Genomic DNA, 19,254 nt, shown 5'->3' on the forward strand with positions numbered 1-19,254 from the left:
ACGGCCTCCTCCTGGCGTTCTCTCCCGAGCCTAGGGCGTGCTCCTCCGCCCTGCGAGATCGCCCGACCTGCGCGACCATCCCCCGGTGCCCGAGATGATCGACACCCGCAGGAGGAACCTGGTCGTCGCGGCCGTCCTCCTCGCCATGCTGCTGGCCGCCCTCGACCAGACCATCGTGTCCACCGCGCTGCCCACGATGGTGGCCGACCTGGGTGGCGGCGCGCACCTGTCGTGGGTGGTGACGTCGTACCTGCTCGCCGAGACGATCATGACGGTGCTGATCGGCAAGTTCGGCGACCTCTACGGCCGCAAGAAGACGTTCCTCGTCAGCGTCGCGCTGTTCCTGGTCGGGTCGTTCTTCGCGGGCTGGTCGGAGTCGATGGGCACGCTCATCGCGTTCCGCGCCGTGCAGGGACTGGGCGCGGGCGGACTGATGGTCACCTCGACGGCGATCATCGCGGACGTCGTGCCGCTGAAGCAGCGCGGGAAGTTCCAGGGCTTCGCGGGCGCGGTGTTCGGCATCGCGACGGTGGCCGGGCCGTTGCTCGGCGGGCTGTTCGTCGACCACCTGAGCTGGCGGTGGGCGTTCTACGTGAACATCCCGCTCGGCATCGCCGTGGTGCTCGTGGCGGTCGCCGCGCTGCCGGCGATCAGGACCGAGGGCAAGCCGAAGATCGACTACGCGGGCATCGCGCTGATCGCCCTGGCCGCGACCGGGCTGACGCTCGTCACGAGCTGGGGCGGCACCGAGTACGCGTGGACGTCGCCGACGATCCTGTGGATGGCCGCCGGCTCGATCGTGCTGCTGGTCGCGTTCGTGCTGGTGGAACAGCGCGCGGCCGAGCCGATGCTGCCGATGAGGTTGTTCCGCAGCCGGGTGTTCACCGTGTCGGGCATCCTGAGCTTCGTCGTCGGGTTCGCGATGCTCGGCGGCATCACGTACCTGCCGATCTACCTGCAGTACGTGCGCGGCGAGTCGGCCACGGCGTCCGGGCTGTGGATGCTGCCGCTGATCGCCGGACTCATGGCCACGGCGCTGTTCACCGGCAACACGATCAGCCGCACCGGCAAGTACCGGATCTTCCCGATCGTCGGCTCGGTCGGGCTCACCGTCGGCCTGTTCCTGCTGTCCCTGCTGGACGCCTCGACCAGCTACTGGGAGATGGGCGCGTTCATGGTGGTGCTGGGCGCGGGCATCGGCCTGGTGATGCAGGTGCCGGTGATCGTCGTGCAGAGCACCACGAACTACACCGACCTCGGCGTCGCCACGTCCGGCATCAGCTTCCTGCGCACCATGGGCAGCTCGTTCGGCGTCGCGATGTTCGGCACGATCTACGCGAACCAGCTGCCGAAGCACCTGGTGGTCCCGCCCGGTGTCGATCCGCGCGCCATCGCGAGCCCCGCCGCCGTCCACGCGCTGCCGGACGCGCTGAGGGCGCCGATCGTGGCCGGATACGCCGAGACCGTGCAGACGATGTTCCTGATCGCCGCGCCGATCGGGCTCGTGGCGCTGGCCGTCGCGTTCTTCCTGCCGCAGGTGCAGCTGCGCGACACGTCCCGTGCGGCCGCGACCGGTAACAGCGGTGTGGGCGAGAGCTTCGCCGCACCGCCGTCGAACTCCTACGACGAACTGCGCAAGCTGGTCTCGACGGTCGTCGCGAAGTCCGACGAGGACCCGGGCCTGGCCGTGCTGCGCCGATCCGGCGTCGACCTGCCGCTCGAACAGGCCTGGCTGCTCGGCCGCGTGTACCGGGCGTCGACGGACGACGGGGTGGCCACGCTCGCCGAGATCGCCGAGATGACGAAGGTGCCCGGCGGCATCTTCGAACCGACCGCGCAGGCCCTGGTGCGGTCCGGGCACCTCGCGTCCGGCGACGACGGCTACCGGTTCACCGACGAGGGCGCGGAGGTGTTCACCCAGCTCGTGCGGGCGTGGCGGCGCTGGCTGCTCGACCAGCTGCGGGACTGGCACGAGCCGGACCAGCGCGACTTCGCGCAGGCGCTCGACTCGTTCACCGACGAGCTGATCGAGAGCGGACGGCAGCTGAGCCGGGTTTAGATCCGGGCCAGCAGGGTCGTGACCTGCGTGTCGCGGCCCTGCTCCCGGTACAGCTCCAGAGCCCGGCCCCACCGCTCCCGCGCGAGCTCGTCCTCACCCGCGGCCGCGTGCACGTCACCGAGGTGCTCCATCACGACGGCCTCCTCCGCGGAGTTGTCCAGTTCCCGGTACAGCGTCAGCGCTTCGCCGTAGTGCGCGACGGCGTCGGCGTGCCGGCCGTCGTGCTGGGCGATGTGCGCGAGGCTGTCGAGCGTGGCCGCGCATCCCTCGGCGTGGCCGAGTCTTCTGTTGAGCACCATGGCTTCCTCGCAGTACGTCCGAGCCTCGGCGTAGCGGCCCAGGCACGCGTACCGCCAGCCGACCTCGTTGAGCGACTCGGCCTCGCGGATCTCCGTTCCGGCGGCGCGGAACTTCTCCAGGCCGGCGAGCGAGTGCTCCAGCGCCTTCTCCAGGTCGCCCTCGAACTCCGCCGCCCACGCGATCGCCCGGTGTGCGCCGCCGTGCGACTCGTGGTCGCCGGCGCCCTCGCACAACTCCAGGCTGAGCTCGAAGTGCTTGTGCCCCAACGGTGACTGGCCCAGCTCGATGTAGTTGGCGCCGAGGCACCGGTGCGCGGTCGACTGCATGAGCGGGTCGCCGAGTGCCTCCGCGGCCCGCAGCGCGATCTGCCAGACGTCGACGTCGTCGGACGTGCGTCCGCGCCGGAGGTGGTAGTTGTTCAGCGCGCGGCCGATCAGCCACGCGACGCCGTAACCGTTGCGCTCCAAGGTTTGCCGCTGTTCGACCATCAGGCAGGCGTGCTCGGCGTCGAACCAGGCCATGGCCGCCGCGTTGGTCTCGAACGCGAGCGCGTGGCGGCTTTCGTGGTCCGGCAACACCTTGTGCGGTTCCAGCGCGAGCGCGGCGGCGCGGGCCGTGGCGGCGTAGAAGTCGGCCAGCCGGGAACCCGGGTCGGCGGGCAGGTCCGCCGCGTAGAGGCCGACCAGGTCGTGCGTCCGGTACCGGCCGGGCACGTGCTGCTGGACCAGGTGCGCGTTCTCCAGTTCCCGCAACACCATCCGGGTGCGCGGCGCGGGCCGGTCGAGCAGGGCCGCCGCCGCGGCGAGGCTCACGTCCGCCGTGCTGATGGTGCCGAGCAGGCCGAACGCGCGGGCCGCCTCGTCCGAGAGCGCCGCGACGGACCAGGAGAACACCGCCCGCAGGTTCGTGCCGATCTCCCCCGCGTCCAGTGCGTCGAGGGGTTGGTCGCGCAACTCCCCGGCGAACGCGGCCAGTGGGAAGTCCGGTTCCATCGCGGCACGGGCGGCGACGATCGACAACGCCAGCGGCAGCCCGCCGCACCAGGTCACCAGGTCCGCGACCACCCCGGGTTCGGCCGCCACGCGCTCCGGCCCCAGCCTCGCCACCAGGAAATCGCGCGCGTCGGCGGGGTGCAGCACGTCCAGTGACACGGACCGCGCGCCGTGCGCGGCCACCAGTCCCGCGAGCTTGAGGCGGCTCGTGACCAGCACCGTCGCGTCGGGACCCGGCAGCAGCGGCACGACCTGCTCGGTGGAGCGGGCGTTGTCGAGCACGACCAGCAGGCGCCGCCCCGCGACCACGTCGCGGTAGCGCGCGGCCCGTGCGTCGAGGCCCGCCGGGATCGTCTCCTCCCCCAGCGCCTCCAGGAACTCGCGCAGCACGGTCTCGGGTGGCGTCGGCTCGGCGGAGGGGTCGAACCCGCGCAGGTTCACGTAGAGCTGGCCGCCGGGAAACTCGGCGACGTGCCGGTGCGCCCAGTGCAGCGCCAGGGCGGTCTTGCCGATGCCGCCCGTCCCGCCGATCGCGGTGATCACGACGGTGCCGGACTCGTCCAGCGCGGCCAGTTCGCCGGTGCGGCCGGTGAACCACGGGTGTGGCGCGGGCAGTTGGCGAGGGCCCGTGGCGCGTTCCTCCACGCTGCCGGCGAGGATGCGCTGGTACACGTCCTGCAGCGGCCTGCTCGGGTCCGCACCGAGCTCGTCGGCGAGGCGGCGGCGCACGATCTCGTAGTGCCGCAACGCCTCCGCGTCGTTGCCCGAGCGGTGCAGGGCCAGCATCAGTTGCGCGGCAAGGCGTTCTTCGTGCGGAAGTTCGTCGGCGCGCTGCCTCAACGTGGGCAGCAGCGCGGCGTGCCGGCCGTCCGCGAGCGCCACGTCGTTGCGGTCGAGTTCGGCGGCGGCGCGTTCGGCGTGCAGGCTTTCGCGCTGGGCGTCGAACCAAGGCGACTCGAGTCCGTCCAGCGCCTGCCCGCGCCACAGGCCGAGCGCGGAATCGAATTCGCGATCACGCACCAATGCCCGGAAACGGAACAGATCCACCTGTGATGGATCTACCGTGAGGCGATATCCGGCGGGTGAGCGCTCGATGTCCAGCTCGAGCAGCTTGCGGAGTTTGGACACGTAGCCGTAGAGCGTCTCGCGCGCCCGCAAAGGCGCTCTCTCACCCCAGACGCGGTCGAGCAACCGGTCGACCGGAACGGGCCCTCCCTCCTCCAGCAGCAGCGCCACCAGCACAGATCGCTGGCGGGCGTGGCCGATCTCGACCACCTCGCCCCGGTCGCGCACCTCGACGGCGCCGAGCAGCCCGAACTCCAAGATCACCCCTCAGCCAGTGGATTCAAGGTTCATCCTAGGTTCGTCCTTGATCAAAGGGGCAACGTCGTTCCCAGCGGGCCGCACGGCTCGCTGGGACATCTCCCGAAATAGAAAGATCGAGGGGTATTTCGTGAAGTCTCGTAATCTCGTTCTGGCCGCCGCGGGTCTGGGGCTCGCGCTCACCGGGATCGCTCCGGTGACGGCCAGTGCGGAGACCTCCGGCGACGTGTCCGTGCAGGCGGTGCACCGCAAGTCGGCGGCGTGCTCGTCGCCGAGCGGTCAGAAGATCAACATCTCCTGGGGCGACGGCAGCGTCACCACGACGGTCTACTACAACAACCACTGCAACCAGGCTCGCGCGATCGAGCTGGAGTTCGTGCGCGAGAGCGGCGAGCGCTTCAACAAGTGCTTCGTGGCTCCCGCGCGGAAGCAGAACAACAAGGAGATCGGCTACGGCAACCCGAACAAGGTGTCGATCCTGAACCGCGCCAGCTGCCCGTGAACGGGTAGCGGCCGATGACCCGGAGGGCCCCGAACCACCGTTCCGGCAGCCCAGCCACTGGGGCCCTCCACCATCGGCGCAGCGAAAGATCACCCGAGCGGACCAGGGCGAACACGTTCCTCCACATGCGACCCTGAAGTCGTGAGCACCACCCGAATCGGGTCGTTCAACGTGGAGAACATGTTCGAGCGCCCCAAGGTCATGGGCCGCAACGCCACCAAGCACGCGGCCCCGATCCTGGCCGCCCACGCCCGTTTCAACGAACTCATCGCCGCCGAGACGTACACGCCGGAAGTCAAGGAAGAGCTCAAGGAACACCTGACGACGCTGGAGTTGCTCAGGAGCGACCGGAGCAAGTACGCGATCCTGCGGCGCATCCGCGGCCGGTTCCTCGCGCGCCACCGCACCGGCGAAACCTCGGTCGTGGCAAGCGGTCGCGAGTCCTGGGTCGGCTGGGTGGAGCTCACCACCGAACCCATCAGCGAGCTCGCCACCCGCCACACCGCACAGGTGATGCGCGACGTCGGCGCCCACGTCCTCGGCGTGGTCGAGGCCGAGTCGCGCGAACTGCTGCACATGTTCTCCGCCTCGATGCTCAAGCACGTCGGCTGGACCCCGTACGAGGAGGTCCACCTCATCGACGGCAACGACGAACGCGGCATCAACGTCGGACTGCTGACGCGGGACGACCACCAGGTCATCACGATCCGCACGCACGTGTACGCGAAGGACAGCTCGGGTGTCGTGTTCTCCCGCGACTGCGCCGAGTACCACGTCCGCACCCCCGCCGGCCCCGAGGTGGTCGTGCTCGTGAACCACCTGAAGTCCAAGGGGTACGGCTCCCCCGGCGACCCGATCGGCGCCCGCCGCCGGTTCCGCCAGGCGGTCCGCATCGCCCGCATCGTGAACCGGCTGCGCGACGAGGGCCACGAGCACATCGCCGTCGTCGGCGACCTCAACGACACCGCGGACAGCGAGTGCCTCCGCCCGCTCTTCCAGCGCACCGGCCTGCGGGACATCAGCGAGCACGAGAACTTCGACTGGGACCACCGGCTCGGCACCTATCGCGGTGTCAACGAGAAGGGCAAGATCGACTACGTCCTGCTCACCCCCGAACTGTTCGCGAAGGCGACGGGCGGCGGCGTCTTCCGCAAGGGCGTGTGGCGCGGCCCGCGGACGAAGAACCGTTGGGACGTCTACGAAACGATGACGAACGAGGTGCACGCGGCCAGCGACCACGCCGCGATCTACGCCGACATCGACTGGTCTCTTTAAATCAGCTCGACCGTCACCTCGATGACATCGCCCGGCCCGACGTCGTTCTTCTTGCGCACGGCGGCTTTGACGGGCAGCACGTAACAACCGGACTGCTTGTCCGGGAACACCGACGTCGACCACGTGCTGGCCCCGACTCCCGCGCGAACCTTGACCGCGCCGAAGCCGCGACCGGGCGTGGCGACGTCGCGGATCTGGTCCGAGACGTCCTCGGGCAGCGTCACGAAGGTCCAGGTCTCGGTGCGGCGGGCGTCCCAGATCCAGAGTTCCGCGTCGAAGACGAACATCACGCCATTCTCACAGCAGGGGGATTCAGAGGGGCGCGCTGACGTGGAACTCCTCGTCGAACCGCGCCGCCAGTGCCTCGCCCAGTTCGTGCGGAGCCCAGTCCCGGACCAGGCCGAGGAACCCGACGAGGTCCTGCCGCACCCCTTCCAGGAGCACCGGCAGCTCCCCCAGTGGGAACTCGCACGCGGGTTCGTCACGGCGTTCCTCGTCCCGCCACACCCTCACCACGCCGTCCACGATCTCCAGCCCGGGGGTCGGCGAGTGCCCGAGCCACAGCACGTGGCCGTCGAGCAGCGTCGTCCAGTCGCGCCAGCACTCCAGCCCGAAGCAGCAGCCGGGCGGGACCTCGACGCCTGCAGCAGCGTCCCGCACGAGCACCCCGCCGGCCATGATGAGGCACTCCTGCTCCAGCATCCCGGCGTACGGCTCGGGAGCGTCCTCGTCGCGGTTGTACTCGTCGATGGCCGCGAGCGCCGCGTCGAATTTCTCCCGGCTCATCCGCCCGGACAACTCCACGACGTCACTACCGGTCACCTCAACAGCAGCTCGAAACTCGATCACTCCCCCATTGTGGTGACGAACGCCACCGACCATTTCGGTCGGTAAACCTACCGAATCGGTCGGTGAACGCCGTAAAGTCGGCTGCATGCCACGACAGCCCAGGACCGGGGTCGACGAGAAGATCCTCGACTCCGCCGCCGCGCTCTTCGCGCGGCACGGCTTCGAGCAGACCTCGTTGAAGTCGCTCGCGGACGCTGTCGGCCTGTCCAAGGCCGGTCTGCTGCACCACTTCCCGAGCAAGGACGCTCTCTTCGAAGCGGCGTGGGAACAGAGCCATGTCATCACCCGGCACGTTCTCGACCTGGTGAAAGACATGCCGGCCGGACCGGCGCGCGACCGCCGGGCGCTGGAACTGCTGACCGACCACGCGCTCGACCGGCCGGGCATGGTCGCCCTGCTCTTCCGGACGATGACGGCGCCGGGTGAGGACCCGCAGCAGGCGCAGGACGAGCTGCTCCTCAACGAGATGTTCGTCATCGACCCAGTCCTCGAAATGTCCCGCGCGATCCGGATCGTCGGCGCGCTGAGCGCCATGGCCGTGCTCACCCTTCTGGCCAACCAGCAGGGTGACAAGACGACGTGGCGCCCCTTGATCCTCGCTACCTGCTACGACGCACTCGGGCACCAGGAGGCCTGACCATCATGGCGAAACTGCTCTACAGACTGGGAATGGGCACCTACCGGCGCCGTCTTCCCGTCGTCCTGATCTGGCTCCTCGTGCTGATCGGCGCCGGTGCCGGCGCGTTCACGCTCGGCGGTGAGACGTCGAACTCGATGTCCATCCCCGGGCAGGAGTCGACGACCGCGCTCGAGCGCATCCAGAAGACGTTCGGCTCCGGTGAGACCGCGACCGCCAAGGTCGTCCTGCAGGCTCCGGACGGCCAGAAGCTGCCGCAGCACATCAAGACGATCACCGAGCTCGTGGCCGACGAGTCCGCGCTGAAGGGCGTGCGGTCGGCGACGAACCCGCTCGACCCGGCGGCGCCGAGCGTCAACCGCGACGTCAACGTCGGCTACAGCACGGTCACCTACGACGTGAAGCCCGGTGAGGTCACCGCCGAGCAGCGCGCCGAGCTGACCAAGGCCGTCGACAAGGCCCGCGCGGCCGGACTGACCGTCGAGGTCAGCGGTACCGCGATGCAGGAGGTCCCGCACATCGGCGGCGCCACCGAGGCCATCGGTGTCGTGCTGGCGCTGGTCGTGCTCGCGCTGACCTACGGCTCGCTCGTGACGGCGGGCATGAACCTGCTCACCGCCGCCATCGGTGTCGGCATCGGCGCGCTCGGCATCACGATCGCCACCGGCTTCATGGACCTGCAGTCGACCACGCCGATCCTCGCCTCGATGCTGGGTCTGGCGGTGGGCATCGACTACGCGTTGTTCATCATCAACCGCTACCGCCAGGAACTGCGCCGAGGTTCGGACGTCGGCCACGCCGTCGCGACCGCCGTCGGCACCGCGGGTTCCGCGGTCGTCACCGCCGGTCTGACCGTGGTGATCGCGCTGGTGGGCCTCGCGATCGCGGGCATCCCGTTCCTCACGCAGATGGGTGTCTCGGCCGCCGCCACGATCGTCGTCGCGGTCCTGATCGCCATCACGCTGGTGCCCGCGGTGCTGAGCATGCTCGGCCGCCGCGTGCTGACCCGCAAGGAACGCGCCGCGAAGGCCTCCGAGCCCAAGGACCGCGGCGTCATCAGCGGCTGGATCGGTGCGATCACCCGCAACCGCGTCGTCGCGCTGCTGTTCTCGGTCGTCGCGCTCGGCATCGTCGCGATCCCGGTGGCGTCCATGGACACCACGCTCATCCAGAAGCCGCCGGCCAACTCGACGCAGGAGCGCGCCGACCAGATCCTCGCCAAGGGCTTCGGCGAGGGCTTCAACGGCCCGATCATCGTCCTGTTCGAGGGCGACGGCGCCGCCGCGATCGCCAAGGACGCGTCCGAGCCGATCACGAAGCTGTCCGACGTCGCCCTGGTGACGCCGGCCCAGCCCAGCCAGGACGGCAAGTCCGCGCTGGTCACCGTCATCCCGAAGTCCGGCCCGGACACCGTGGAGACCGAGAAGCTCGTCGCCGACCTGCGCGCCGAACTGTCCGGTGTGGAGGGTGGCAGGGCGTACGTCACCGGTGCCACCGCGGTGAGCGTCGACGTGGCCACGTCCCTGGACAAGGCCCTGCCGATCTACCTCGCGGTCGTCGTCGGCCTCGCGCTCGTACTGCTGGTCCTGGTGTTCCGCTCGCTGCTCGTGCCGCTGGTCGGTGTGCTCGGCTTCCTGCTGACCATCGGCGCGTCGCTCGGCGCCACCGTCGCGGTGTTCCAGTGGGGCTGGCTGTCGGGCGCGGTCAACCTGGAGAGCACCGGCCCGCTGATCAGCCTCACGCCGATCCTGGTGATCGGCATCCTGTTCGGCCTCGCCATGGACTACCAGATCTTCCTGGTGTCCCGCATGCACGAGGCGCACCACCGCGGCGCCAAGCCGATCGAGGCCATCACCACGGGCTTCCGCCAGGCGGCCCCGGTCGTCGTGGCCGCCGCGCTGATCATGTTCTCGGTGTTCGCGGGCTTCGTCCCGGCGGGCGAGGCGACCGTGAAGTCGATCGCCTTCGCCCTCGCGGTCGGCATCTTCGTGGACGCGTTCGTGGTCCGCATGGTGCTCGTGCCCGCGGCGCTCGCCCTGCTCGGTGAGCGCGCCTGGTGGCTGCCGAAGTTCCTGCGCTGGCTGCCGGAGCTCGACGTCGAGGGCACCGCGCTCGACGAGCTGGAGAACAAGAAGGACGAGAAGGAGACGGTCTCGGTCTGATTCCGCTCCCAGGTCCGTCATGCCCGTGGTCTGATCACGGGCATGACGGACCTTCCTGCTCTCTGGGAGGCGTACTGCTCCCATTGGGACCACGGGCCTGCCGACGGCCGGGCGGTGCTCCCCCGCCTCGCCGAACTGCGTGAGCCGGAAGCGGTCGTGCTGGCCGCGGCCGTCGTCGCCAACGGTGGTGACGAGGTCCGCGCCGAGCACGCGCGGGACATCGCGACGCTGCTGGCCACGGCGAACGAGCTGCTGCCGGAGACGCGCGAGGACTACGAGTTCCTGCTGGAAGCCGTGCTGGTGCTCGAAGGCCTGCTGGACCGGACGCACGTCCTGGCCTCGGGCGTGGCCGACGAGGAGTACGAGGTCGAGTGCCCCGAGTGCGGCACGCCGATGTCGATCCTCACCGGCAAAGGCGTCAGCCGCACCGGCAACGCGACACGACCTCTGCGCCCAGCCGAGCTGGACGGCGTCGGCCGCAAGGCGTACGAGACCGCCTCCGCGCACGGTCGGGACGACACAGCGAGGGTGTTCCGGTTCTTCTTCGGTCAGGCGACCTGTCCGGCGTGCGACGCCGGGCTCACGATCTCGGACGAGCTGCTGCCGGCGAGCTGACGCCGGACCCAGCGGGCGACCGCGCGGGGCGGTGGCTCCACGGCCCCGCCCAGGTACGCCACGACGGTCAGCTCGGCACCGTCCTCGACGGCGATCGACCAGCCGTCGCGTTTGGTCCACAACAGAGCCACGTCGAGATCGGGATGTTCCGGGAGCCTGCCGTCCACGGCGATGTACACGCGCAACGGCTTCTGGCGGTCGATGCAGGAGGACTCGCCGCTCAGGCCGAGTTCCCGCGTGACTCTCAACGCGTAGTCAAGCTCGATCACGTCGCCCTCCGTCCAACCGGGGTACCAACGCCGACTGCTTGACGCAGAGCGCGGTTACCCCGGTGGACAGGTGGCAAACCTCAGTCGTTCTTCACGTACGTGCCGTGCAACTCCACCGGCTTGGACTTCCGCGCCCGCATCCGCAGGTTGAGGAACTCCACGAACACCGAGAAAGCGATCGGCCCGTACACGTACCCCTTGGGGATGTGCTGGTCGAAGCCCTCGGCGATCAGGCTGCCGCCGATCAGCAGCAGGAACGACAGCGCGAGCATCTTCACCGTCGGGTGGCGGTTCACGAACTCCGAGATCGCCTTGGCCGAGACCAGCATCACGATCATCGCCACGACGACGGCCGCGATCATGATGCTCAACTCGTCGACCATGCCGACCGCGGTGATCACCGAGTCGAGCGAGAAGACGATGTCCAGCACCAGGATCTGGGCGATCACGGAGGCGAACGAGACCGCCTTGCGCTCCTTGGCGTGGTCGGCGCCCTCGAGCTGCTCGTGGATCTCGAACGTCGCCTTGCCGAGCAGGAAGAGCCCGCCCAGCAACAGGATCAGGTCACGCCCGGATATCTCCTGACCGAACACCGTGAACAACGGCGCTGTCAGCCCGATCACCCACGCCAGCGAGGCGAGCAGCAGCAGGCGGGTGATCAGGGCCAGCGAGAGGCCCACGACCTGGGCCCGGCGCCGCTGTTCCTCCGGCAGGCGCCCGGCCAGGATCGAGATGAAGACGACGTTGTCGATGCCCAGAACGATTTCGAGCAGCAGCAGCGTCGCGAACGCGACCCAGAGCTCCGGGCTCGTCATCCACTCCATCGGCGATTCCTCTCAGGTGGTGGCTCGCGGTCACTCGCCGCCGAAGTCGCCGAAGTCCTCGAACGCGTCGTCCATCATCTCGCCGACGACCATGCCGCCGACGACACCGGCGGCACCGGCCGCGACGACCGTGCCCATGCCCATGCCGCCCCGGCCGTGGTGACCGCCGTGGTGACCGTGCTGGTCGTAGTGACCGTGCTGCTGCTGACCGAACATGCCACCGCCGCGCTGCGCCACCTGAGCCAGCCATCCGTTGATGGACGACGCCCAGTCGGCTGACTGCGCCTCCTGGTGCGACAGCCGGAAGTGACCGAACGCGTCACCGCCCGACGAGAACATCCCGCCGCGCTTGTCGGCCTCCAGGACCACGAACAGTTCGTGCGGCGTCGCCACGAAGGTCAGCTCGACCTGCTGCACGGCACCGGCGAACTGGGCCGGCGGGAAGAACTCGATCTCCTGGTAGAAACCGAGCTCCTGCGGCACGCCGTGCAGGCGACCGGCCTCGACGTCCGCGCTGCGGAACGAGAAACCGAGCTGCCCGAACGCGTTCAGCACCGCGTCCTGCGACGGCAGCGGGTGCACGAGCACGGGGTCGAGGTCGCCCTTGTCCGGCGCGCCCGCGATCACGAGCTCGGTCCGCACGCCCACGGTCATGCCGGGCAGCTGGCCGCCGCCGACCGCGGTGATCGGGGTCTCCCAAGGGATCGGCAGCTGGAACGGGATCGCGACCAGCTGACCGGCCCCGACCCGCACGCCCTGCTGCACGACGACCCGCAGGAACTCCGACACGCCGCCGTACTCGTGGTCCCCGTGCTCGACCTCGACGCGGGTGACGAGCGACAGCACGACCTGGCCGATCTCGGCGTCCGCGCTGCCACCCTGGATGCGCACCTGCCCGGTGACGACCTGGCCGGGCGAGGCGTGCGGCGAGTCCAGCACGGTGTCGACCGACGGGCCACCGACGCCGAAGGCGCTGAGCATCCGCTTGAACATGGTGTGTTTCCTCCCTGGGAAACTCCGGTCAGCGGGCGCTGACCGGACGGGTGTCGGTTTCATCCTCGAAGTCGCCGATCAGCTCTTCGAGGAGGTCTTCCAGTGCCGCGATCCCCACGGTCGCGCCGTCCTGCACCAGCGCGAGCTGAGCCCGTGCGCCGCGCATCTCGGTCACGGCCTGGGCCACCGGCATCGACGCCGGCAGCGTCAGCACGGGCCCCATCAGCTCGCGGGCGGTCGGGTCCTCACCGCGGGCCGTGGCACGCATGGCCTCGCGGATGTGAACGAGTCCGACGTGGTCGCCGCGCAGGTCGGTGACCGGGAAGCGCGACCGTCCACACTGGAGGCTGCGCCGCTCGATCGCCCGCGCGGTCGTGTGCTCGGTGACCGACGACGCTTCCGCGATCGGGATCATGACCTCGCTCACGGTGGTGCGCTGGACCTGCAGCATCCTCGTCAGCAACCGTTGCTGCGCCTCGGGGATGAGGCCGTGCTCGGCGGACTGGCGCAGCAGCATCCGCAGGTCGTCCGGCCGGTGCGCCTGCGCCAGTTCGTCCTGCGGCTCGACCTTCATCAGGCGCAGCAGGGCGTTCGAGATCGCGTTGAGCCCGCTGAGGAGCCAGCGGACCGAGCGGGCGAACGCGCGGAACGGCAGCGCCAGGATCAGCGCGGACCGCTCGGGGTGCGCGATGGCCCACGACTTCGGGGCCATCTCGCCGACGACCATGTGCAGGAACACCACCAGCACCAGGCTGATCGTGAACGCGATGCCGTAGGCGAACGCCTCCGGCAGGCCGGTCAGGCGCAGCGCCGGTTCGAGCAGGTCCGCGACGGCCGGCTTGGCCAGCGCGCCCAGGCCCAGGGTGCACAGCGTGATGCCGAGCTGGGCACCCGCGAGCATCAGCGACAGCTCACGGACGCCCGCCACGGCGGCACGCGCCGCGCGGGAGGTCTCGGCGGCCTGCTCCAGCCGGTGCCGCTTCGCCGCGATCAACGCGAACTCGGCGGCCACGAAGAAGGCGTTCAACGCCAGCAGGACGACGGAAATGGCAATGCTCATCGCGCCGCCTCCAGCACGTTGATCTCGACGGACTCCGGCACGTTCCGCGCCACCGCTGTCACCAGCAGCGTCACGCCGTCGAGCACGATCTCGTCGCCGACCTCCGGCACGCGGCCGAGCTGGTGCAGCACCAGACCCGACACGGTGTCGTAGGCGTCGTCCTCCGGCAGCTCGACGCCGGTCACGTCCTCGACCTCGTCGAGCCGCATCCGGCCGGGCACCTGCCAGCGGTGCTCCCCGAGGGGCGCGATGGTCTCCTCGACCAGGTCGTCCTCGTCGTGGATGTCGCCGACGAGCTCCTCGGCCAGGTCTTCCAGCGAGACCACGCCGGCGAACCCGCCGAACTCGTCGACGACGCAGGCGAGCTGACGGCGTTCGGTCCGCAACCTCTCCAGCACGGCGGGCAGCGGCAGCGTCGCCGGGACCACCAGAGCGGGCGAGGCGATCTTCTCGATGGCCACCGCCGCACGGTCCTCCGGCGCCAGCGTCAGCACCTCGGCCAGGCCGACGACACCACGCAGGTCGTCCAGGTCCTCGCCGACCACCGGGAAACGCGAGTTCCCGGTGTCCAGCAACGAGACCACGCGCGCGGCCGGTTCGTCGAACCGTACGGTGTGGACGTTCACGCGGGGCGTCATCGCCTGTTCGGCGACGAGTTCGCGGAAGCCGATGCCGTGCTCCAGCAGGCGCGTCAGCTCGGGGTCCAGGTGACCCTGCTCCCCCGCGTCCTCCACGATCTGCCGGAAGTCCTCCGGTGTCGCGCCCTGGGGAAGTTCCTCGACGGGCTCGATGCCGATCGCGCGCAGCAACCGGTTCGCGGCGGCGTCGAACAACCGGATCACCGGACCGGCGATCTTCAGGTAGACGAGCGTCGAGGAGCTCAGGGCGAGCGCGAGCTGTTCGGGCCGCGCGATCGCGAGGTTCTTCGGCAGCAGCTCACCGAGCACCATCTGCACGACGGTGGCGAAGGTCAGCGCGATCACCATGGAGCCGGGCACGCCCAGGCCGGTGCCGAGCAGCGGCTCGGCCACGTATCCCACGAGCAGCGCCGTCACCGTGATGCCGAACTGGGCACCGGACAGCATGAAGGAGAGCTTCTGCGTCACGCGGTAGGCACGCTCGGCGGCTTTGGACCCGCCTTCGGCCAGCTGCTGCAGGCGACCGCGGTCGACCGCCATGTACGCGAACTCTTGTGCGACGAAATACCCCGTGGCCACGGTGAGGGCCACGATGGCGAGCAAGCCGGACGCGATCAACAAGACGCACCCGGCCCAGTACTACAGCCGTCTATGTCGGCTTCATCAGGCATGTGCCAACAGTAGCACGTAGCACTGTATGGTTTGCGGTGACGGGAGGTGGTCGCTGTGTCCGAGGTGCTGCTGAAGATCGGCGAGCTCGCCGCCCGCGCCGGGGTGAGCATCCGCACCGTCGACTACTACACGACGCTGGGCCTGATCAGCCCCGCCCAGCGCACCGCGAGCAACTACCGCCTCTACCGCGGCGACGACGTGGAACGCATCCACCTCGTACAACGCCTGGAGGTCCACGGTCTTCCCCTGGAGGACATCGCCCGCGCGTTCACGGCCGGCCCCGCCGACACCGCGGCCGTGCTGGGCCAGATCGACACGGACCTGCGCACGCTCCAGGAGGCCGCCGACGCCGCGTCCCCAGAGATGCACGGTCTGCTCTCGGTGATCGCGAACCGGGTCCACTCGCTGATCACCATCGCTCTGCAACTCCCGCCGGACCTCCCGATGTAGTTAAGTCGGGGGTGACGACCGGGGAGGCGCGTGGTGGGACTTCGCAGCGAGCACTGGTACGCGGGTCAGGACCGCAACGCCTACATCCACCGCGCCTGGATGCGGCGCGGCACGCCGGACGACGCCTTCTCCCGACCGCAGATCGCCATCGCCAACAGCGCCTCCGACCTCACCCCGTGCAACGCGCACCTCGACGAGGTCGCGAAGTCCGTGTCGAACGGCGTGTACGAGGCCGGCGGCATTCCGCTCAACCTGCCCGTGGTGTCGCTGGGCGAGACCAACGTCCGCCCCACCGCGATGCTCTGGCGCAACATGGCCGCGATGGCGGCCGAGGAGATGCTGCGCGCCAACCCCGTAGACGGCGTGGTGCTGCTGGGCGGGTGCGACAAGACGATCCCGGCGCTGCTGATGGCCGCCGCGTCCGTCGACATCCCGGCGGTCGTGGTGCCGGGCGGGCCGATGCTGACCGGCACGTTCCGCGGTGTTCCCCTGGGCTGCGGCACGGACGTGTGGCGGCTGTCGGAGGAGGTGCGCGCGGGCACGTTGTCACAGGAGGCGTTCCTGCGCTCCGAGTCGGCGATGATCCGCAGTCGCGGCCACTGCAACACCATGGGCACCGCGTCGACGATGGCACTGGTCGCCGAGGCGCTCGGCACCGTCGTCCCCGGCGTGGCGGGCACCCCGGCACCCGACAGCAGGCTCCTCGAAGCCTCGCACGGCACCGGCCGGCTGGTCGTCGAGCTGGTCGAGAAGGACCGCAGGCCGAGCACCTTCCTGTCGAAGGCGTCGTTCCACAACGCGATCGTGGCGCTGGCCGCGATCGGCGGTTCGACCAACGCCGTGGTGCACCTGCTCGCGATCGCCGGGCGGCTCGGCGTCGACCTGACGCTGGACGACTTCGACCGCATCGGTTCCGGCGTGCCGCTGCTGGTGGACCTGCAGCCCGCGGGCCGGTTCCTGATGGAGGACTTCCACCGCGCCGGCGGGCTTCTGGCCGTGCTGCGGGAAGTGCGCGACCTGCTCGACCCCGCCGGGCTCACGGTCACCGGCCGGCCACTCGTCGACCACCTCGGCGACGCGCCGATCTGGGACCCCGAGGTGATCCGCGGCCGGGCGGAGCCGATCATCTCGGAAGGTGGGATCGCGGTGCTGCGCGGCAACTTGGCGCCATCAGGAGCTCTGATCAAACCGGCAGCCGCGTCACCGAACCTCCTGCGGCACCGCGGGAGGGCCGTGGTGTTCGACAGCATCGAGGACTTCCACGCCCGCGTCGACGATCCCGCCCTCGACGTGGACGCGGACTCCGTGCTGGTGCTGCGGGGCTGCGGCCCGCGCGGTTATCCCGGCATGCCGGAGGTCTCGAACATGCCGTTGCCGAAGAAACTGCTGGAACAGGGCGTGCGTGACATGGTCCGGATCTGCGACGGGCGCATGAGCGGCACCGCGTACGGCACGGTCGTCCTGCACGTGGCACCGGAGGCGGCGGCGGGCGGGCCGCTCGGGCTGGTGCGCACCGGAGACGTCATCGTGCTGGACGTCGAGAACCGCCGCATCGACGTGGAGGCACCGGACTTCCTGTCCCGTACGCCGAATGCCGCGATGACGGAGGCGTTCGCGGCGCCGAAGCGCGGCTGGGAACGGCTCTACGTCGACCACGTCCTGGGAGCCGACACCGGAGCCGACCTGGACTTCCTGGTCGGCTCCAGCGGCAGCGAGGTCACCCGCGAATCGCATTAGGGCCTGGGTCTGCCTCAGTGCGCGTGCGAGTGCTCTTCCACGTGACCTGCGTCATGCACGTGCGTGTGTGAGTGCGTCTCACCGTCGTGCGTGTGGGTGTGCTCGTGCTCGACGTGGTCGTGCGCGTGATCCCCATGGGGATGCGTATGAGTCGTGTCACCGTGGCTGTGCTCGTGGGTGTGCACTCCGTTGGTCATGCCGCTGATGCTGGCACGTCTGTGAACTGTGTGCAGTCATGCAAGGTATTGCCTATTGCAAGTTCCTTGCTGTTAGCTGCACGCGGCAACACGGACCTCTGGGGAGGAAATGGATGCGCCGGACTGTTTTCGCGCTGGTGGCAGCGGCATTGGCGGCCTCGTGCTCCTCACCCGACGGCTCGACGACGGCATCGGCGACGTCCATCGTCATCGGCGCGGGCAGCGAGCCGGAGAACCTCAACCCCGTGCTCGGGTATGCGCCCGACGGTGCGGCGAAGATCTTCGACGGGCTCGTGGCGCGGGACGCCTCGCTGGCCCTGAAGCCGGCGCTGGCCGCGGAACTGCCGACCGCCACGGCGGACGGCCTGACGTGGACCGCCAAGCTGCGCAAGGACATCACGTTCTCCGACGGATCACCGCTGACCGCTGACGACGTCGTCTTCACCTACAAGTCCGTGCTGGACAAGAAGGTGAACTCCACGATCGCCTCCCGGTTCGACGCGCTGACCGACGTCGTGGCGAAGGACCCGGCCACGGTCGAGTTCACGCTCTCCTACGCCTACGCGCCGTTCGCCCAGCAACTCGCGCTCGGCATCGTGCCCGCCGCGAAGCTGACCGGCCAGGACCTCAACAGCGCGGCGTTCAACACCGCCCCGGTCGGCACCGGCCCGTACACGGTCGAGTCGTGGCGCAAGGGCGACCGGATGGTGTTGAAGGCCAACGAGAAGTACTGGGGCGGCGCGCCCGCGATCAAGTCCGTGACCGTGGTCTTCGTACCTGACGACAACGCCCGCGCGACCCGCATGGCCGCCGGTGAGTTCGACGGCACGGTGCTGCCGCCCAAGCTAGCCCAGACCTACCGCGACAAGTCCGGCTACAAGATCGTGCAGAACCCGTCGGCCGACTACCGCGGTCTCGGCATCCCGTCCGAGCTGCCGTTCACGTCGTCTCCGCAGGTCCGGCGCGCGATCAACCTCGGCATCAACCGCCAGGCCATGATCGACGCCGTGCTGGCCGGCTCCGGCAAGCCCGCGTCCACGCCGATCTCGCCGTACCTGAAGGACTGGTACGACGAGGGTTCCTCGTTCCGCTACGACGTCACCGAGGCCGGGAAGCTGCTCGACGAGGCCGGCTGGCGCAAGGGCGCCGACGGCAAGCGAGCCAAGGACGGTCAGCCCGCGAGGCTGCCGGTGCTCTACCCCGCGCCGGACGTGCTGCGCAAGGAACTGGCCCTCGCCACCGCGTCCGACATCGCGAAGCTCGGCATCGACGCGCCTGTCGAGGCGACGACGTTCGAGATCATGCTGCAGCGCCGCAAGGAAGCGGCGGCGGTGTGGGGCGGCGGCGACCCGTACGACCCGGACACGGCCGCGTACACGTTGCTGCACTCGCGTTACGCGGGCCAGGACGGGTACGTCAACATGACGCTGTACAAGAACTCCACTGTGGACACCGCGCTCGACACCGCGCGCCGCAGCCTCGACCCGGCCGCGCGCAAGAAGGCCTACGACGAGTTCCAGAAGGCGTACGCGGCCGACCCGGGCTGGGCGTTCCTGGTGTTCCTCGACCACACCTACGTCCTGCGCGACAAGTGGAACGGCCAGGAGACCCAGGTCGAGCCGCACGACCACGGCCTCGTGCACGCGGTGTGGTGGAACCTCGAACGCTGGACCCCGAAGTCGTGACCCGGCCGCAGACAC

17 protein-coding genes are annotated in these 19,254 nt (G+C 69.6%); 9 read left to right on the plus strand and 8 right to left on the minus strand.

All coding sequences use genetic code 11. From position 1 onward, the window contains the following. Positions 1-94 precede the first annotated feature (94 nt). Complete coding sequence (locus tag PV646_RS25005; protein WP_500345079.1) at positions 95-2,059, plus strand: DHA2 family efflux MFS transporter permease subunit; 1,965 nt, start codon at positions 95-97, stop codon at positions 2,057-2,059. On the opposite strand, the gene PV646_RS25010 is transcribed toward PV646_RS25005, so the two are convergent. Next, on the minus strand, positions 2,056-4,674 hold the full coding sequence (locus PV646_RS25010) for an AfsR/SARP family transcriptional regulator (protein ID WP_500344618.1): 2,619 nt from the start codon (positions 4,672-4,674) through the stop codon (positions 2,056-2,058). The two genes, PV646_RS25005 and PV646_RS25010, sit on opposite strands and share 4 nt — an antisense overlap. A gap of 46 nt (positions 4,675-4,720) precedes the next feature. Between PV646_RS25010 and PV646_RS25015 the strand changes: the two genes are divergently transcribed. Together PV646_RS25015 and PV646_RS25020 are read left to right on the plus strand one after the other, a co-directional pair. Continuing rightward, complete coding sequence (locus PV646_RS25015; protein ID WP_500344619.1) at positions 4,721-5,176, plus strand: hypothetical protein; 456 nt, start codon at positions 4,721-4,723, stop codon at positions 5,174-5,176. Between the two features lie 141 nt (positions 5,177-5,317). Next, on the plus strand, positions 5,318-6,451 hold the full coding sequence (locus PV646_RS25020; protein ID WP_500344620.1) for an endonuclease/exonuclease/phosphatase family protein: 1,134 nt from the start codon (positions 5,318-5,320) through the stop codon (positions 6,449-6,451). Here PV646_RS25020 and PV646_RS25025 read toward each other — a convergent pair. Then, the gene (locus PV646_RS25025; RefSeq protein ID WP_500344621.1) at positions 6,448-6,738 is read right to left on the minus strand and encodes a DUF1905 domain-containing protein; all 291 of its coding nucleotides are present in this window, start codon (positions 6,736-6,738) and stop codon (positions 6,448-6,450) included. The two genes, PV646_RS25020 and PV646_RS25025, sit on opposite strands and share 4 nt — an antisense overlap. 25 nt (positions 6,739-6,763) lie before the next feature. Beyond that, positions 6,764-7,300: a hypothetical protein gene (locus PV646_RS25030; RefSeq protein ID WP_500344622.1), complete on the minus strand. Its 537-nt coding sequence runs from the start codon at positions 7,298-7,300 to the stop codon at positions 6,764-6,766. A gap of 85 nt (positions 7,301-7,385) precedes the next feature. On the opposite strand from PV646_RS25030, the gene PV646_RS25035 reads away from it, so the two are divergent. The 3 genes from PV646_RS25035 to PV646_RS25045 are packed head-to-tail and all read left to right on the plus strand — an operon-like array spanning position 7,386 to position 10,714. Then, positions 7,386-7,937 (plus strand): TetR/AcrR family transcriptional regulator, encoded by a 552-nt coding sequence (locus PV646_RS25035; protein WP_500344623.1) that lies wholly within the window; start codon positions 7,386-7,388, stop codon positions 7,935-7,937. Positions 7,938-7,942: 5 nt separating this feature from the next. Further along, positions 7,943-10,099: an MMPL family transporter gene (locus tag PV646_RS25040; RefSeq protein WP_500344624.1), complete on the plus strand. Its 2,157-nt coding sequence runs from the start codon at positions 7,943-7,945 to the stop codon at positions 10,097-10,099. 42 nt (positions 10,100-10,141) lie between these two features. Beyond that, the gene (locus PV646_RS25045) at positions 10,142-10,714 is read left to right on the plus strand and encodes a hypothetical protein (protein ID WP_500344625.1); all 573 of its coding nucleotides are present in this window, start codon (positions 10,142-10,144) and stop codon (positions 10,712-10,714) included. Here the strand turns inward: PV646_RS25045 and PV646_RS25050 are convergent. The 5 genes from PV646_RS25050 to PV646_RS25070 form a co-directional block, all read right to left on the minus strand. Then, positions 10,648-10,983, minus strand: a complete 336-nt coding sequence (locus PV646_RS25050; protein WP_500344626.1) for a DUF6292 family protein — start codon at positions 10,981-10,983, stop codon at positions 10,648-10,650. The genes PV646_RS25045 and PV646_RS25050 overlap by 67 nt on opposite strands. Before the next feature lie 80 nt (positions 10,984-11,063). After that, a complete protein-coding gene (locus tag PV646_RS25055) occupies positions 11,064-11,807 on the minus strand; it encodes a TerC family protein (protein ID WP_500344627.1) in 744 nt (247 codons plus the stop codon). Between the two features lie 30 nt (positions 11,808-11,837). Then, positions 11,838-12,800 (minus strand): sporulation protein, encoded by a 963-nt coding sequence (locus tag PV646_RS25060; RefSeq protein WP_500344628.1) that lies wholly within the window; start codon positions 12,798-12,800, stop codon positions 11,838-11,840. 28 nt (positions 12,801-12,828) lie between these two features. Continuing rightward, positions 12,829-13,860, minus strand: coding sequence for a hemolysin family protein (locus PV646_RS25065; protein ID WP_500344629.1), 1,032 nt, complete (start codon positions 13,858-13,860; stop codon positions 12,829-12,831). After that, complete coding sequence (locus PV646_RS25070; protein ID WP_500344630.1) at positions 13,857-15,116, minus strand: hemolysin family protein; 1,260 nt, start codon at positions 15,114-15,116, stop codon at positions 13,857-13,859. The genes PV646_RS25065 and PV646_RS25070 overlap by 4 nt, the downstream gene beginning before the upstream one ends. Before the next feature lie 108 nt (positions 15,117-15,224). Here PV646_RS25070 and PV646_RS25075 point away from each other — a divergent pair, with 108 nt between their 5' ends. From PV646_RS25075 to PV646_RS25085, 3 genes are all read left to right on the plus strand, one after another. Continuing rightward, the gene (locus tag PV646_RS25075) at positions 15,225-15,620 is read left to right on the plus strand and encodes a helix-turn-helix domain-containing protein (RefSeq protein WP_500344631.1); all 396 of its coding nucleotides are present in this window, start codon (positions 15,225-15,227) and stop codon (positions 15,618-15,620) included. Between the two features lie 33 nt (positions 15,621-15,653). After that, entirely contained in the window at positions 15,654-17,357 is a 1,704-nt protein-coding gene (locus PV646_RS25080) for an IlvD/Edd family dehydratase (RefSeq protein WP_500344632.1), read from the plus strand. Positions 17,358-17,667: 310 nt separating this feature from the next. After that, complete coding sequence (locus PV646_RS25085) at positions 17,668-19,239, plus strand: ABC transporter substrate-binding protein (RefSeq protein WP_500344633.1); 1,572 nt, start codon at positions 17,668-17,670, stop codon at positions 19,237-19,239. Positions 19,240-19,254: the final 15 nt, after the last annotated feature.

Origin of the sequence: Streptomyces sp. ID05-26A, assembly GCF_033794685.1 — a bacterium.
Lineage (GTDB): Bacteria > Actinomycetota > Actinomycetes > Mycobacteriales > Pseudonocardiaceae > Lentzea.

Coding starts and splice junctions, on each gene's coding strand:
- PV646_RS25005 (WP_500345079.1), top strand. CDS start 95: ATGATCGACACCCGCAGGAGGAACCTGGTCGTCGCGGCCGTCCTCCTC.
- PV646_RS25025 (WP_500344621.1), bottom strand. CDS start 6,738: ATGTTCGTCTTCGACGCGGAACTCTGGATCTGGGACGCCCGCCGCACC.
- PV646_RS25035 (WP_500344623.1), top strand. CDS start 7,386: ATGCCACGACAGCCCAGGACCGGGGTCGACGAGAAGATCCTCGACTCC.
- PV646_RS25040 (WP_500344624.1), top strand. CDS start 7,943: ATGGCGAAACTGCTCTACAGACTGGGAATGGGCACCTACCGGCGCCGT.
- PV646_RS25045 (WP_500344625.1), top strand. CDS start 10,142: ATGACGGACCTTCCTGCTCTCTGGGAGGCGTACTGCTCCCATTGGGAC.
- PV646_RS25055 (WP_500344627.1), bottom strand. CDS start 11,807: ATGGAGTGGATGACGAGCCCGGAGCTCTGGGTCGCGTTCGCGACGCTG.
- PV646_RS25060 (WP_500344628.1), bottom strand. CDS start 12,800: ATGTTCAAGCGGATGCTCAGCGCCTTCGGCGTCGGTGGCCCGTCGGTC.
- PV646_RS25065 (WP_500344629.1), bottom strand. CDS start 13,860: ATGAGCATTGCCATTTCCGTCGTCCTGCTGGCGTTGAACGCCTTCTTC.
- PV646_RS25085 (WP_500344633.1), top strand. CDS start 17,668: ATGCGCCGGACTGTTTTCGCGCTGGTGGCAGCGGCATTGGCGGCCTCG.